The organism is Rhizobium sp. CB3090, from assembly GCF_029714285.1.
GTDB lineage: Bacteria > Pseudomonadota > Alphaproteobacteria > Rhizobiales > Rhizobiaceae > Rhizobium.
This window is the reverse complement of the sequence record NZ_CP121662.1, coordinates 514,050-527,019: the sequence shown is the minus strand read 5'-3', so window position 1 is coordinate 527,019 and position 12,970 is coordinate 514,050. Positions and strand designations below refer to the sequence as shown.

The 12,970-nt window shown below is 58.8% G+C and carries 17 protein-coding genes; 8 read left to right on the top strand and 9 right to left on the bottom strand.

Annotation, left to right across the window (positions count from 1 at the left end):
* Positions 1 to 43: 43 nt before the first annotated feature.
* From QA646_RS02560 to QA646_RS02540, 5 genes are read right to left on the bottom strand one after another with little or no spacing between them, the layout of a single operon-like run.
* On the bottom strand, positions 44 to 781 hold the full coding sequence (locus QA646_RS02560) for a DsbA family protein (RefSeq protein ID WP_283057402.1): 738 nt from the start codon (positions 779 to 781) through the stop codon (positions 44 to 46).
* Between the two features lie 50 nt (positions 782 to 831).
* Entirely contained in the window at positions 832 to 1,254 is a 423-nt protein-coding gene (locus QA646_RS02555) for a type II toxin-antitoxin system RelE/ParE family toxin (protein WP_283057401.1), read from the bottom strand.
* Complete coding sequence (locus tag QA646_RS02550; RefSeq protein WP_283057400.1) at positions 1,244 to 1,519, bottom strand: type II toxin-antitoxin system ParD family antitoxin; 276 nt, start codon at positions 1,517 to 1,519, stop codon at positions 1,244 to 1,246. Before QA646_RS02550 ends, QA646_RS02555 begins: the two co-directional genes overlap by 11 nt.
* A 59-nt stretch (positions 1,520 to 1,578) precedes the next feature.
* Entirely contained in the window at positions 1,579 to 2,094 is a 516-nt protein-coding gene (locus QA646_RS02545) for a DUF721 domain-containing protein (protein ID WP_283057399.1), read from the bottom strand.
* Positions 2,095 to 2,151: 57 nt separating this feature from the next.
* The gene (locus QA646_RS02540; RefSeq protein WP_283057398.1) at positions 2,152 to 2,604 is read right to left on the bottom strand and encodes a hypothetical protein; all 453 of its coding nucleotides are present in this window, start codon (positions 2,602 to 2,604) and stop codon (positions 2,152 to 2,154) included.
* Between the two features lie 111 nt (positions 2,605 to 2,715).
* Here QA646_RS02540 and mutY point away from each other — a divergent pair, with 111 nt between their 5' ends.
* From mutY to QA646_RS02525, 3 genes are read left to right on the top strand one after another with little or no spacing between them, the layout of a single operon-like run.
* Positions 2,716 to 3,828: an A/G-specific adenine glycosylase gene (gene mutY / locus QA646_RS02535; RefSeq protein ID WP_283057397.1), complete on the top strand. Its 1,113-nt coding sequence runs from the start codon at positions 2,716 to 2,718 to the stop codon at positions 3,826 to 3,828.
* The gene (locus QA646_RS02530) at positions 3,825 to 4,439 is read left to right on the top strand and encodes an HAD family phosphatase (RefSeq protein ID WP_283057396.1); all 615 of its coding nucleotides are present in this window, start codon (positions 3,825 to 3,827) and stop codon (positions 4,437 to 4,439) included. Before mutY ends, QA646_RS02530 begins: the two co-directional genes overlap by 4 nt.
* A 4-nt stretch (positions 4,440 to 4,443) precedes the next feature.
* A complete protein-coding gene (locus QA646_RS02525; protein ID WP_283057395.1) occupies positions 4,444 to 4,809 on the top strand; it encodes a nuclear transport factor 2 family protein in 366 nt (121 codons plus the stop codon).
* Between the two features lie 164 nt (positions 4,810 to 4,973).
* Here QA646_RS02525 and QA646_RS02520 read toward each other — a convergent pair whose 3' ends face one another.
* The 3 genes from QA646_RS02520 to QA646_RS02510 all read right to left on the bottom strand — a co-directional run bounded on the left by QA646_RS02520 (position 4,974) and on the right by QA646_RS02510 (position 6,918).
* A complete protein-coding gene (locus QA646_RS02520; protein WP_283057394.1) occupies positions 4,974 to 6,104 on the bottom strand; it encodes a site-specific DNA-methyltransferase in 1,131 nt (376 codons plus the stop codon).
* 101 nt (positions 6,105 to 6,205) lie between these two features.
* Entirely contained in the window at positions 6,206 to 6,592 is a 387-nt protein-coding gene (locus tag QA646_RS02515; protein WP_283057393.1) for an antibiotic biosynthesis monooxygenase, read from the bottom strand.
* A complete protein-coding gene (locus tag QA646_RS02510; RefSeq protein ID WP_283057392.1) occupies positions 6,589 to 6,918 on the bottom strand; it encodes an NIPSNAP family protein in 330 nt (109 codons plus the stop codon). The genes QA646_RS02515 and QA646_RS02510 overlap by 4 nt, the downstream gene beginning before the upstream one ends.
* Positions 6,919 to 6,989: 71 nt before the next feature.
* Here QA646_RS02510 and QA646_RS02505 point away from each other — a divergent pair, with 71 nt between their 5' ends.
* The 3 genes from QA646_RS02505 (at position 6,990) to QA646_RS02495 (ending at position 9,130) form a co-directional block, all read left to right on the top strand.
* Positions 6,990 to 7,694, top strand: coding sequence for a metalloregulator ArsR/SmtB family transcription factor (locus QA646_RS02505; RefSeq protein ID WP_283057391.1), 705 nt, complete (start codon positions 6,990 to 6,992; stop codon positions 7,692 to 7,694).
* A 170-nt stretch (positions 7,695 to 7,864) separates the two neighbouring features.
* Positions 7,865 to 8,206, top strand: coding sequence for a MarR family winged helix-turn-helix transcriptional regulator (locus tag QA646_RS02500; RefSeq protein WP_283057390.1), 342 nt, complete (start codon positions 7,865 to 7,867; stop codon positions 8,204 to 8,206).
* A gap of 231 nt (positions 8,207 to 8,437) precedes the next feature.
* Complete coding sequence (locus tag QA646_RS02495) at positions 8,438 to 9,130, top strand: HAD-IA family hydrolase (protein ID WP_283057388.1); 693 nt, start codon at positions 8,438 to 8,440, stop codon at positions 9,128 to 9,130.
* Positions 9,131 to 9,253: 123 nt separating this feature from the next.
* On the opposite strand, the gene QA646_RS02490 is transcribed toward QA646_RS02495, so the two are convergent.
* Positions 9,254 to 9,892, bottom strand: a complete 639-nt coding sequence (locus QA646_RS02490) for a hypothetical protein (RefSeq protein WP_283057387.1) — start codon at positions 9,890 to 9,892, stop codon at positions 9,254 to 9,256.
* Between the two features lie 312 nt (positions 9,893 to 10,204).
* Between QA646_RS02490 and thrC the strand changes: the two genes are divergently transcribed.
* Together thrC and QA646_RS02480 are read left to right on the top strand one after the other, a co-directional pair.
* On the top strand, positions 10,205 to 11,602 hold the full coding sequence (thrC, locus tag QA646_RS02485) for a threonine synthase (protein WP_283057386.1): 1,398 nt from the start codon (positions 10,205 to 10,207) through the stop codon (positions 11,600 to 11,602).
* Positions 11,603 to 11,622: 20 nt separating this feature from the next.
* A complete protein-coding gene (locus QA646_RS02480; protein WP_283057385.1) occupies positions 11,623 to 12,921 on the top strand; it encodes a pitrilysin family protein in 1,299 nt (432 codons plus the stop codon).
* Positions 12,922 to 12,970: the final 49 nt, after the last annotated feature.

The following is a 12,970-nucleotide window of genomic DNA, read 5'->3' as shown; positions in this document are numbered from 1 at the left end:
CGCGCAGGTTTCCCCGCCGCCCGCCGTTTCGAAAAGGCACGGATCAGAGAAGGCTGTCGATGAGCTTCGACATGGCATTAACCGACATGTCCCCTGCATAACGCTTGCCGTTGATCAAGAAGGTCGGCGTAGCATTGACGCCGAAGTCTTTGGCTGCACGTTCCCTAACTGAGTTGACATCATCCAGAAGCTTCTGGTTCGTCAAGCATTTCGTAAAGCTATCCTCAGTAAAACCGGCAAGTTTCGACATTTGCAGCAGTGCGGCACGGCCATCGACATCCGGCGAAGCCCAAGCGATCTGCTGCTTGAACAGCATATCGATCATGGGAAGATACTGTTCCTGCGGCGCGCAACGGGCCAGCATGAAGGCCGCGGCGGCGCGCGGATCGAAGGGGAATTCGCGGATAATGAAGCGGACCTTACCGGTGTCGACGTATTTCTGCTTGATCGTGTCGAAGGTGGTCGTGGCGAAATGCGCGCAGTGCGGGCAGGTCAGCGACATGTATTCGACGATCTTGACCGGCGCGTCTTCCTTGCCGAGCGCGATTTCCGGCAGCGGGCCGGGCTTCAGCACCTCGTTCATGTCGACGTTGCCTTCCGGCGACGGAACCGCATCTTCCGGCGAGGCGGCGCTGTTGGTGGTCTCCTGAGCGCCGCCGGCTGAGGTGGCATTAGCGGCGAATGCGGTGTCGGCAAAGGCAGCGAACGCCAGGGAGAGAGCCGCAACGGCAGTGCCGCCCAGCAAGTGGCGTTTGGTCAAGAGCATGTCAGACATCGGCATAAGTCACCCGTCGTTTAAGAGGTCTTTGATGGTTCACTGCGATATAACGCCTAGTTGCTACTAACAAGGCACGGTTGGCTAACTTTCTTCAAAGAATTGTGACCTACCGAGGACAAAGAGATTAAATGATTGTTAGAATTGATGGGGATGAGCGGTCCATGCGAGTTCAGTGCTCTTCGATCAAGGTCGACGGGATATTTTGGCCCGCATAAAAGAAACGCAGAACAATGACCTTGCTCGTTCTTGATGTGATAAGCAACGGTAACCCGCCGCTCGAATATCATGATGCGAACACCCGGCCCTAAACTCTCACGTTGAGGACCTCGTGCGGCCATCGTTTCAAGTGTTCTGCACTGAACCCCCAGCCGTTGGACAAACGACAGCGCGCGGCCTGGGCTGTCTTTCGCAATGAATTCATAGATACCGATAAGGTCGTCCTCGGCAAAAGCACTGAAAACAACCCTATAGTTCACGACCAGCCGCTTTCATCCGCGCGGCATGCATTCTTTCGACTCTATCAAAAACTTCGTCGGCATCTCTGCCGGGCCGCAGGTCATCAAGCGCTTCCTGGATCTTTGCGCGCATGATTTGATTGATGAGTTCTTCTTCACGGTCCAACGCCCTTAAAGCAGCGCGCAAGACTTCGCTGGCGGAATCGTATGCTCCGGATTCCAGTCGGGCGTCTACGCCGCGTTGTTGGCTACCAAGTGTAACCGTTATCGGCTTGCTGCTTCTCATATCCAGCTCCTCGCAAATGTCTCCGAGTATGACAGTGTCATTAACAAAGCAAGACTGGATTATCTCTTACCCCGCTTCCAAACCATTGCCGTGCCCAACCTCTGAAGTGCCGCGCGCAGCTTGTCGTCCTCGATGCCGTCCATCATGTCATCCAGCTTTCGCGCCGCCTCGCCCTTCAGCGGCGGCGGCTTGCGCGAGCGTTTGGAGGCAATGGAGACCGGCTTCTGGACGATGCGGATCTGGCTAACGGCATGAAAGCCAAAGAAGCCGTTGATACGCTGGATGAGTTCGCCCTGTGCGTGGGTCAGAAACAGGGCGCGGGCGCCTTCGCAGGCGATGGTCAGCACACCAGGCTGGTAACCGCCATCTTCGCCCGAACCGCGTTTGGCCCAGGCGATCTTTTCCGGCCGCGTGCATTCAGCGAAATCCTCGCCGGCGATCTCGTCCCACGAACCGAGCAGCGCAGTGTTGATGCCTGCGCGCTTGGCCAGCACGGGATCGATGATGCCGTTGGTCAGCTCGGAAATCTGTTTTTCGCCGCGACGCGGCATTTTTGACAGACGATATTCGCTCATCTTGAGGCTATAGGTCGCTTCCCAGCGTCAGAACGAAGCATTGGCGCGGCAGGAATGTCAAAGAGAACTGCCTTTTCTGTTTTGCAGAAGAGCACGAAATAATCTCCACTCTTTCACTGCATTGTTGCGCATCAGTTGCGTTGCAACAAGACCAAGAAGGAAAAATCCCAGGGCCAACAGTTGTAAGGGAAATACGCCCTTCTCACCTGTGTGCCAAGCTGCAACGAGTAACACCACCGACGACGCGGCGTAGACACTCAGCGCCATTACAAGGAAGATGAGCGCACCGAAGGCATGATAAAACATTTGAGAGCGATCCGAGCGCTTCTCTTGCTGCGGCCGTAATTCTTGCTTGAGATAAGCGATGAGAACCTTAAATGGTTGTGTGTGCGATAACTTCCACATCAAACAATAGACAAGCGATAAGAAAAGAATTTCTGTCACGCAGATATTCAGAAGCCCCAGGTTGGGACTTGCATTTAACAGACGATCGAAAAGCTCGATAAGCATGATGAATTCTCCTTCATCTCCGCCATTTAGGGGATCTCATATTTTCCGACTTTCACTTCCCGAGCAATCGCGTCTAGAGAGTTGGATGTAATCGCTTCACCGAAGGAAATTATGGATATTTCATCGCAGATATCGTCCCTGAGCGGAGAGCTTCTTTGCTGGTACGACCGTCATCACCGCGACCTGCCTTGGCGGATTTCGCCGCCGATGGCAGCGCGTGGCGTCCGGCCCGATCCTTATCACATCTGGCTGTCCGAAGTGATGTTGCAGCAGACCACCGTGCCGGCGGTCAAAGCCTATTTCGCCAAATTCATCGAGCGCTGGCCAACGGTTCGTGATCTTGCGGCAGCACCCACCGACGATGTCATGGCTGCCTGGGCCGGGCTTGGCTATTATGCCCGCGCCCGCAATCTCAAGAAATGTGCGGAGGCCGTGGCGGCTGAGCATGACGGACAGTTCCCGGATACCGAGGATGGATTGCGCGCCCTGCCGGGAATCGGCGATTATACGGCAGCAGCAGTCGCGGCCATCGCCTTCAACCGGCAAGCGGCTGTCATGGACGGCAATGTGGAGCGCGTCATCTCCCGCCTTGATGCCATTGCCACACCGTTGCCCGCAGCCAAGCCACTGATGAAGCAGAAGGTGGCATTGCTGACGCCAGCCGATCGTCCCGGCGATTTCGCGCAGGCAATGATGGATCTGGGCGCGACGATCTGCACGCCGAAACGACCGGCCTGTGCGCTCTGTCCTTTCAACAATGCCTGCGAGGCATTGCGGCTGCATGATCCCGAACATTTTCCGGTCAAAGCGGCAAAGAAGGAAAAGCCGGTGCGCCAGGGTGCCGCTTTCGTGGCTGTGAATGGCAATGGCGAGATTTATCTGCGCCGGCGCATCGCCAGTGGGCTTCTCGGCGGCATGACGGAAGTGCCGACCACCGGCTGGACCGCGCGGATCGACGGCGAGACCAGTGCTACCGCCGCTCCCTTCCCGGCCGATTGGCAGGCAGCCGGAACCGTTACACATGTCTTCACGCACTTCGAACTGCGGCTATCGATCTATCGCGCTCAGGTGGCAACGAAGACTGCCCGCAATGAAGGATGGTGGGAGCCGGTTACAAATCTTGAAGTGCAGGCCTTGCCGACCGTCATGAAAAAAGCGATCGCACAGGCTATTCCACGCGCATTCGATAAAGCCAACGCTTACACATCGGGACACAATTCATGACTACGGAAATCCGGCACATCGTTTTCGACATCGGCAAGGTGCTTGTTCACTACGATCCGAGCATCCCCTATAGCCGCATCATCCCCGACGAGGCGGAGCGGACCTGGTTCCTCGCCAATGTCTGCACAAATGAATGGAATATCGAACAGGATCGCGGCCGGACCTGGGAAGAGGCCGAAGCGCTGCTGATCGCCGAACATCCCGAGCGCGAAGAGCAAATCCGTGCCTTTCGCAAAAATTGGCACGACATGGTGCCGCACGCCTATGACGATAGCGTCGCCATCCTGGAGAAGCTGATTGCCGAGGGCCGCGATGTCACCATGCTGACCAATTTCGCCTCCGACACGTTTCGCGAAGCGCAGACGCGCTTCGAGTTCCTCTCCAAGCCGCGCGGCGTCACTGTGTCCGGCGATATCGGCCTGATCAAGCCGGATGTCGCAATCTATGACGCGCATGTGAAGAGTTTCGGTCTCGACCCGGCCTCCACCATCTTCATCGACGATTCGCTCGCCAATGTCGAAGGCGCAATAGCCGCGGGTTGGAATGCAGTCCATTTCAGCGGCGCCGAGAAGTTGCGCAGTGATCTCGCCGCCTACGGCATCAAGGTTTAAGCTCATGATTTTCGATCCGGCAAAACGTATCATCCTGTTTCACGACGCGATCAACAGGCTCGACTACGAGGCGATCGAAAATTTCTTCGCGGAGAATGCCACCTATGTCTCCAACGGCGTCGGTAGCCTTGCGGGCCGCGAGGCGATCATGGAGGCATTTCGGGGATACTTCGACACCTATCCGGATCAAACCGCCGTCAATTCCTTGGTGGAAACGCTGACACCGCTTTCCGGCCGCTCCGTCTGGTCCGTACGAGCGACGAACAGCAAGACCGGCAAGCCGCTGATCCGCGAGGGCGAAGAGACGATCACCTTCGACGAAGACGGACGCGTCGTGCGGGTCGAGGTGACGGATTATCAGGAATTTTGAACGTCGGGCAAAAAAAGCGCCCAGGATTCGCGAACCCTGGGCGTCTCGCCTTCTTCCCTAACTGGAGGTACTCGACGGAAGAAGGCGGATACGCGGATCCGGCTGCGGCATGATCGTGAAAGCCGGGAAAGGCTTTCGGACGAGTGCTGCGCAAAGAGTTGGAATTATTCCGCCTTGGCCAGATCATTGCGGACGATCGAGCGCAGCTCGTCGATCGGGCGCAGGGACTGCCCATCGTCTAAGTGCCAGAACGTCCATCCGTTGCATGCATCAAGGCCCTGCACTTTCGCGCCGAGGCGATGAATGGAGCCGGCTTCGCCGCCGGAAGCGACCGTGCCGTCAGCGCGCACGATGGCGCTGTAGCGGCGCCTCGCATCCGTCAGCACCTGGCCGGGCTTGATGAGGCCACTTTCGATCAGCACGTTGAAGGCGACGCGAACCTCAGCCTTCTTGCCGGTCATGACGGTCAGCTCTGCCTTGCCGAGCGGCTCGACGGCAGCGATACGGGCGCTGGCCGCATCGATATAATCTTGCTCGCGCTCGATGCCGACGAAGTGGCGGCCGAGACGCTTGGCGACGGCGCCGGTGGTGCCCGAACCGAAGAAGGGATCGAGAATGATGTCGCCGGGCTTGGACGACGCCATGATGACGCGGGCAAGCAGGGCTTCCGGCTTCTGTGTCGGATGCGCCTTCTTGCCGTCCTGATCCTTCAACCGCTCGCCGCCGCTGCAGATCGGGAACAGCCAATCGGAGCGCATCTGCACATCGTCATTGGCGGCTTTCATAGCGTCATAGTTGAAGGTGTAGCCCTTGGCCTTGGCGTTCGGGCTCGCCCAGATCATCGTTTCATGGGCGTTTTGGAAACGGCGGCCCTTGAAATTCGGCATCGGATTGGTCTTGCGCCAGACGATGTCGTTGAGGATCCAGAAGCTCAGATCCTGCATCGTCGCGCCGACGCGGAAGATATTGTGATAGGAGCCGATGACCCAGATCGTGCCCGTCGGCTTCAGCACGCGACGGCAGGCAAGCAGCCAGGCGCGGGTAAAGGCGTCATAGGCCTCGAAAGAGGCAAACTGATCCCACTCGTCGTCGACTGCGTCGACCAGCGACTGATCGGGGCGATGCAGCGTGCCGCCGAGCTGCAGATTATACGGCGGGTCCGCGAAGATAACGTCGACGGAATGGGTGGGCAGTGCTTCAAGAGCGGCCACGCAATCGCCCTTGATGATCGTGTCGATCCAGGACCCCGGAACTGCAGAGGTCCTAAGATCGGCAAGCGGGAAAACTGACGCCATGTGATACTCGCTGTTACACTTACTCGATGCTCTTAACTGAGTGTTATGGTTACCTAAGTTGGTTACCAAAGGCTAAAGCGGGCACCACATTTTGCAAATTCTCAAGCTTGCGTCGATTGTCCGTCGTCGCTCAGGGTCCCGGATTCATCATGCACCGCCCTGCTGTCCGCCGGTGCCTCGTCCCGATCATTCATCCCGTAGTCACGCACTACATGCGCAATACGCAGCCGATAGTCGGCAAATATCGCCCCTCGCCCGGCTTTTTGGGCCGCACGGTGCGCTTCGCGATTACGCCATTCCTTGACCGCCGCCTCGTCGCGCCAGAAGGACAGCGAAAGAAGCTTGCCGCGTTGCGTCAGGCTCTCGAAACGCTCGATGGAAATGAAGCCGTCGATCGTTTCAAGCTCAGCGCGCAGCTTGCCGGCAAGATCGAGATAATGATGCCGCTCTCCAAGATAGGGAACCACCTCGAAAATGACGGCGATCATGGCATCACCTTTGGACCGTGCGGCAATGACACGTTTTTCAGGAAGATGCGATCTTCCTTGATGATGAAGCGCTCGCGCTGGGAAAAATCGTAGTTCGCCTTGCCGAGCGGGTCGGCTGCGAGGCGGGCGCGATAGGCTTCGTAAGCAGCCAGGCTCTCGATGTTGTAGACGCCGTATGCAGTCGTCGCCGAACCCTCATGCGGTGCGAAATAGCCGATGAGATCAGCGCCGTTGCGTGGGATGACCTGCCCCCAGGCCCTGGCGTATTCGGCAAAGGCCCCTTTCTTGAACGGATCGATTTCATAGCGGATGAAACAGGTGATCATGTTTTTCTCCTTTCGTGATGGAGATGTTTTCGCATATTGCGTGACGTCAATGCTTCGGTTACGATCGAAGTATGAAGGAAGGTCCTGACATAGCGCAGATCGGTGCACTCATCGGCGATCCGGCGCGAGCAAACATGCTCACCGCGCTGATGGGCGGCCGCGCTCTGACGGCAACGGAACTGGCCGAGGCCGGCGGCATCACGCTGCAGACGGCGAGCACGCATTTGTCGAAACTCGAAGCAGGCGGGTTGCTCGCGCAACGCAAACAGGGCCGACACCGCTATTTCGCGCTGGCCGACGACGGCGTCGGCAAACTGCTTGAAAATATCATGGGCTTTGCCGCCACGCGAGGACACCTGCGCCATCGCCCCGGCCCGAAGGAGCCGGCGCTGCGCAAGGCGCGCATCTGCTACGACCATCTTGCCGGCGACTACGGGGTGCGCATGCTCGACAGCCTGATCGCATCCGGCACGATCTCGGCGGTTGATGACGGCTTAAGCCTGACAGAGCGTGGTGAAACACAACTCACCTCGATCGGCATAGACGTGACCGGGCTGCGCTCGACACGGCGTCCGCTCTGCCGCTCCTGTCTCGACTGGAGCGAACGCCGTGCGCATCTCGCCGGCAGCCTCGGCAAGGCACTGCTTTCCAATTTCTTCGACAAGGGCTGGGCGCGGCGGACGGAAAACAGCCGTTCGATCCAATTTACTTCGGAAGGCGAACGCCGGTTTCTGGCGCTGTTTCCCATTGAAGCCGGCGAAATGGATGAAGGATAGGAGAGCGCCGTGGCTGGCATCGAGGGCAAGTGCAACCGCAACTTGACTTGGTGCATATACACAAGCATAGTGGATTCATGCAAACCGAAGACGATCTTGGTCCTCTTGCGTGCCATTGCCTGGCAATCAGGCAATTGGCGAGGTACGTCTCGAAACTCTATGAGCGTCATATGGCGCCGACCGGCATAACCAGCACTCAGTTTTCGCTCCTGAATTTCCTCCACCAGAATGCGCGGATGACCATGAACGAACTGGCGGCTGCGATGCTGATGGACCGCACGACCCTGCTGCGGGCCGTGAAGCCGCTGCAGCGACAAGGCCTGATCCTCAGTGCGCACGAAACGGAAGAGAGCCGCCGGCTGATGTTGGAGCTATCGCCGGCTGGGCAAAGCAAGATCGCGGAGGCAGCGCCTTTCTGGCAGGCGGCCCAAGAGGAATATGAGGCGCAGGTCGGCCAATTACACGCCAAAAGCCTGCGCAGCGACTTTTTCAACATGACCCATCACGGCTGACCCCTTATCAACGAAGCTGACGCCGTGGCGACCCCTTGGCATTCACGCCGGCCATAGCTTCGGCCCATCCCTTCCCCCAGCGCACTTCTGCCATGCCTCCTGATTGGTTGAGCTTTGCCGGAGCATCGTGTAAAGCCGCACGATCCATTTCAGAGCAGGCCCCAGAAGCGCTAAGCAATTTTCGACAGGGCCGTGCCAAATCCAGAGCTCCTTCAAAGGTAGTGTATTCTCATGAGCAATGGCTTCGACCTCATTATCTTCGACTGCGACGGCGTTCTGGTCGATTCGGAAATCATCGCGGCGGATGTTGAATCCAAGCTCCTGACCGAAGCGGGTTACCCGATTAGCGCCGAAGAAATGGGCGAGCGTTTTTCCGGCATGACCTGGCAGAACATTCTGTTCGAAGTCGAGCGTGAGGCGAGCATTCCGATCTCGGCATCGCTGCTCGACAAGTCTGAGAAGCTTCTCGACCTGAGGCTCGCTAATGACGTCAAGGCCATCCCGGGCGTTCCCCTCGCCCTGTCGCGCCTGCCGATGCCGCGTTGCGTGTGCTCGAATTCCAGCTCCGCGCGGCTCGAGATGATGCTCTCCAAGGTCGGCTACAAGGAGCTGTTCGCGCCGCATGTCTATTCCGCCAAGGATCTCGGCACCGATCGCGTCAAGCCGAAGCCGGACATCTTCCTGCACGGCGCCAAGCAATTGAACGTTGCGCCGGCTAATGTCGTCGTCGTCGAGGACTCCGTTCATGGTGTCCACGCGGCACGGGCCGCCGGCATGCGCGTCATCGGCTTCACCGGCGCCTCGCACACCTATCCTTCGCATGCCGACCGGTTGACCGACGCGGGCGCGGAAACAGTTATCGCTCGGATGGCCGATCTGCCCGGCGTGGTAATGGCGCTGGCGGAGTGGGAAGGCGTTTTGTGAGGCAATAGGCAATAGGCAATAGGCAATAGGCAATAGGCAATAGATGTTGCTGCTAGTTGCCGGCAGTGGCAAGGACAAGGTGACCTTTACTACTGCCTACTGCCTACTGCCTAAATCCCAACCTTACTTATGCTTCTTGTGGACGGGTTTCTGGCCCTTCTCCGGCTTCTGCGGCCCTTGATCGAAGCCGATCTGGACAATCGTGAAGCCGCCGGAGCCGCCGGCGACGTTGATGTCGTCATCGGTGAAGAGGAACTGCGTCGTGGTTTCGCCCGGCGGAATTTCGGCGGTGAAATTGACGGTCTTGCTGTAGAGCGCGGTGTTGTTGTCCATGACGGCGACATGGATCGGCATGGTCACTTTGCCGGGGCCACCCATCGGGCCGGCGACAAGGCGGCCTTGCGCAACGACATGAATGTTGAGACTGGTGCCATCGGTCGTGCACTGGCGCGTCGCCTGGGCGAGCGATGCCTGATAGGTCAACTGGTTCGGATCGTCCTTGGCGCCCTTGGCATAGGTGCGATAGCTGGACGCCTCGTCGCGGATCACGGCTTGCGGGCATTTGCCGGCGACATAGGCCTGGCCACCGGTCACCTGCGGCGCGGGGCTGGCAGAGGATGCGTTGCCGGCCGTTGCCTGCGGCGCTACCGTCACATCCGTTCCGGGCTGCTTGTCGCTACCGCCGAAACCAAGAGAACTACAACCTGCCAACAATGCCAAAAGCGAAGCGGAGAAAAGACGACGCGAAACCTTGCCAAACACTATTATTCCACCCTCTGCAATAATTCACATTATCGGCCTGCAGCCTGTTCGACGGGCCTTTTATGACACTTGGCGATGGTCTATACCAGCGGCGCAGCGAAAAATCGATTGGGTAGGCACCGTTTTGGCTCACTTTTCGACGTCGACAGATTGGCGCAAGCCGCCGCCCGCCGGACAGAGCCGGGCGGGCATTGCACGAACGCGAAAACCACGCGGCTGATCCGACGCAAAAAGACGGGCTGCCATCGCTTCGTTCTTTTACTCTCTCACCCCACCACTCCGGCAATTTTGCGACCAAAGGAATTCTAGACCGTGGACTATATCTCAACGCGGGGAGAAGCCCCTGCCCTTGGCTTCTGCGACGCCCTTCTGGCCGGCCTTGCGCGTGATGGCGGGCTCTATGTCCCCCGTGAATGGCCGACCCTCAAGAAAAAAGAGATCCGCGCCTTCCGCGGCAAGAGCTATCAGGACGTCGCCTTCGCCGTGCTGTCGCCTTTCACCAATGGCGAAATTCCGGACGATGTCTTCCGCGGCATGATCGACGAAGCCTATGGCACTTTCCGCCATCCGGCCGTCGCGCCGCTGGTGCAGACAGGTCCGAACAGCTTCGTGATGGAGCTCTTCCACGGCACGACGCTTGCTTTCAAAGATGTCGCCATGCAGTTGCTCGCCCGGCTGATGGATTATGCACTGGAAAAGCGCGGGCAGAGGGCGACCATCGTCGGCGCGACTTCGGGCGATACCGGCGGCGCGGCGATCGACGCCTTTGCCGGACGCGAACGCACCGACATCTTCATCCTTTTCCCGCATGGCAAGGTCTCGCCGGTGCAGCAGCGGCAGATGACCACCTCGACGGCGGCCAATGTGCATGCGCTGGCGATCAACGGCAATTTCGATGATTGCCAGAACTTGGTCAAGGCCATGTTCAACGACACGACCTTCCGCGATCGGGTCAAGCTTTCGGGCGTCAATTCGATCAACTGGGCGCGCATCATGGCGCAGGTGGTCTATTATTTCACCACCGCAGTCGCCCTCGGCGGCCCGGACAGGAAGATTTCCTTCACCGTTCCGACCGGCAATTTCGGCGATATTTTCGCCGGCTACGTCGCCAAGCGCATGGGCCTGCCCATCGACCGACTGGTGATCGCCACCAATGAAAACGACATCCTTGCACGCACGCTGAAGACCGGGGGATACGAGATGCGCGAGGTGAAGGCCACCACCGCGCCGTCGATGGACATCCAGATCTCCTCCAACTTCGAACGGCTGCTGTACGAAGCTTACGGCCGCGACGCATCGAAGGTGCGCGCCGCGATGGAAAGCCTGAAACAATCGAAGGGCTTTTCAATTGGCGAAGACGCGCTGAAGACCATCAAGAAGGACTTTCGCGCCGGCCGCGCCAGCGAGAAACAGGTGGCTGCGACCATCCGCAAAACACTCGACGACACCGGCTATCTCATCGATCCGCACACGGCCATTGGTGTCTTTGTGGCGGAGAAAAACGAGAAGTCCTCGAGCCCGATGGTGACACTTGCAACCGCGCATCCGGCAAAATTCCCCGCCGCAGTAAAATCGGCATGTGGTATTGACCCGGCGCTTCCGACGTGGCTTGCTGGACTGATGAACAGGGAGGAGCGTTTCGATGTCCTCGATCCCGAGCTGAAAGCCGTTGAAACTTTTGTCGGCAAGCACGCCCGGGCCGGGGAATGATAGACGCAGAAAGACAGACGATGACAGTGGAGTGCACCCGGCTTGCGTCCGGGCTGACAGTAGCGACCCAGACGATGCCACACCTCGAAAGCGTGGCACTCGGCGTCTGGATCAAGTCGGGTTCGCGTAACGAAACCGAGGCGGAACACGGCATCGCGCATCTGCTGGAACACATGGCGTTCAAAGGCACGGCCCGTCGCACGGCACGCGAGATCGCCGAGGAAATCGAAAATGTCGGCGGCGAAGTCAACGCCGCCACTTCGACAGAGACGACTTCCTATTATGCCCGTGTGCTGAAGGATCATGTGCCGCTCGCCGTCGATATTCTCGCTGATATCCTGACCGAATCCGCCTTCGAAGAAGATGAGCTGCAGCGCGAAAAGCAGGTCATCCTGCAGGAAATCAACGCTGCGAACGACACGCCGGACGACGTGGTCTTCGACAAATTTTCCGAAGTCGCCTATCGCGGCCAGACCCTCGGTCGGGCTATTCTGGGCACGCCGGAGACTGTCGTCTCCTTCTCGCCTGATCAAATCCGCGGTTATCTCAGCCGGAACTATACGACCGACCGTATGTTCGTGGTGGCCGCCGGCGCCGTCGATCACGAAAGCTTCGTGCGCCAGGTCGAAGAGCGGTTCTCCACCCTGCCGACCAAACCGTCGGCGCCGCCCGTCATAGAGCCTGCGCGCTATATCGGCGGCAATATCCGCGAGACGCGCGACCTGATGGATGCGCAGATCCTGCTCGGCTTCGAAGGGCGCGCCTACCACACCCGCGATTTCTATTGCTCGCAGATCCTAGCCAACATTCTCGGCGGCGGCATGTCCTCGCGTCTGTTTCAGGAAGTACGCGAGTTCCGCGGCCTCTGTTATTCGGTCTATGCCTTCCATTGGGGCTTTTCCGACACGGGCATTTTCGGCATCCATGCCGCGACCGGCGGCGAGAACCTGCCGGAGCTGCTGCCGGTCATCGTTGACGAACTGCACAAATCCTCCCACAAGATCGAACAGCAGGAAATCGAGCGTGCCCGCGCCCAGATCCGCGCGCAGTTGCTGATGGGCCAGGAAAGCCCGGCGGCGCGCGCCGGCCAGATCGCGCGGCAGATGATGCTTTACGGCCGACCCATTCCAAATCAGGAGATGCTGGAACGGTTGGAAGGCATTACCATCGACCGGCTGACCGATCTTGCCGGCCGCCTGTTCTTCGACACGGTGCCGACCCTGTCGGCGATCGGGCCGTTGGAGCAGTTGGCGCCGATGGAAGATATCGTGACATCCTTATCATCGTCGACCCCCGCCTCCAAAAGCGCGAGCGGCTAAGACCGCATCGCGAGCCGATGGGTTCAATCTTTTGGGGAGTACTGGGCGG

Coding starts and splice junctions, on each gene's coding strand:
- QA646_RS02525 (WP_283057395.1), top strand. CDS start 4,444: ATGATTTTCGATCCGGCAAAACGTATCATCCTGTTTCACGACGCGATC.
- QA646_RS02495 (WP_283057388.1), top strand. CDS start 8,438: ATGAGCAATGGCTTCGACCTCATTATCTTCGACTGCGACGGCGTTCTG.
- QA646_RS02530 (WP_283057396.1), top strand. CDS start 3,825: ATGACTACGGAAATCCGGCACATCGTTTTCGACATCGGCAAGGTGCTT.
- QA646_RS02540 (WP_283057398.1), bottom strand. CDS start 2,604: ATGCTTATCGAGCTTTTCGATCGTCTGTTAAATGCAAGTCCCAACCTG.
- QA646_RS02500 (WP_283057390.1), top strand. CDS start 7,865: ATGGCGCCGACCGGCATAACCAGCACTCAGTTTTCGCTCCTGAATTTC.
- QA646_RS02515 (WP_283057393.1), bottom strand. CDS start 6,592: ATGATCGCCGTCATTTTCGAGGTGGTTCCCTATCTTGGAGAGCGGCAT.
- QA646_RS02480 (WP_283057385.1), top strand. CDS start 11,623: ATGACAGTGGAGTGCACCCGGCTTGCGTCCGGGCTGACAGTAGCGACC.
- QA646_RS02510 (WP_283057392.1), bottom strand. CDS start 6,918: ATGATCACCTGTTTCATCCGCTATGAAATCGATCCGTTCAAGAAAGGG.
- mutY (WP_283057397.1), top strand. CDS start 2,716: ATGGATATTTCATCGCAGATATCGTCCCTGAGCGGAGAGCTTCTTTGC.
- QA646_RS02550 (WP_283057400.1), bottom strand. CDS start 1,519: ATGAGAAGCAGCAAGCCGATAACGGTTACACTTGGTAGCCAACAACGC.
- QA646_RS02505 (WP_283057391.1), top strand. CDS start 6,990: ATGAAGGAAGGTCCTGACATAGCGCAGATCGGTGCACTCATCGGCGAT.
- QA646_RS02560 (WP_283057402.1), bottom strand. CDS start 781: ATGCCGATGTCTGACATGCTCTTGACCAAACGCCACTTGCTGGGCGGC.
- QA646_RS02520 (WP_283057394.1), bottom strand. CDS start 6,104: ATGGCGTCAGTTTTCCCGCTTGCCGATCTTAGGACCTCTGCAGTTCCG.
- QA646_RS02545 (WP_283057399.1), bottom strand. CDS start 2,094: ATGAGCGAATATCGTCTGTCAAAAATGCCGCGTCGCGGCGAAAAACAG.